The sequence below is a fragment of the Corynebacterium tuscaniense genome (assembly GCF_008693065.1).
In the GTDB taxonomy this organism is placed as follows: domain Bacteria; phylum Actinomycetota; class Actinomycetes; order Mycobacteriales; family Mycobacteriaceae; genus Corynebacterium; species Corynebacterium tuscaniense.
The window spans coordinates 1-629 of sequence record NZ_VXKH01000171.1; the positions used below are offsets into that span (position 1 = coordinate 1).

Annotated in this window: 1 protein-coding gene; it reads right to left on the reverse strand. The window is 54.7% G+C overall.

The features are described from left to right. Positions 1-83 precede the first annotated feature (83 nt). Positions 84-629 (reverse strand): IS30 family transposase (locus F4V54_RS11105; protein WP_150387169.1); only part of this gene is annotated, 546 nt, incomplete at its 5' end.

Below are 629 nucleotides of genomic sequence, written 5' to 3' on the forward strand. Positions count from 1 at the left end.
GCAGGGCCCGGCCGTAAAGAGGCGGATTCTAGTGGTCGTGGAAACACTTCCTATGTTTCGGTTGAGTTTATCAGTGCTGCCATTTACTCGGCTGGTGTTTGAAAGCCCAGGGTTTTGCGGAGGCGGCGGTTGAGTTGCATGGCGACGAATTCTAGGTCCGCTGCACTGTGGAGGCTTAGGTCTGTTCCTTTGGGGAAGTACTGCCTAAGTAGTCCGTTGGTGTTTTCATTGGTGCCCCGCTGCCACGGCGAGCCAGGATCGCAGAAGAACACGGGACAGTTTGTCGCTACAGAAAAGGCCTTATGGCAGGCCATTTCACTTCCCTGGTCCCAGGTAAGTGAGCCTTTGAGATGATCTGGCAAGCCAGCGATCGCTTTAGTAAGTGCTGCATTTACTTCGGTAGCATTATGCCCATTAGGTAGATGCAGCAAGATGACATAGCGCGTGGTTCGTTCTACGAGAGTCCCAATTGCAGACTTATTGCCCGCGCCTAAAATGAGGTCGCCTTCCCAATGACCTGGTACGGCTCGGTCGTCTACTTCTGCTGGCCGGTCGGAAATCATCACTATAGGGTCAACAAACCGCTTGCGGGCGCTGCGCGTGCCACGAGGTCGACGTTGGGCGTGACC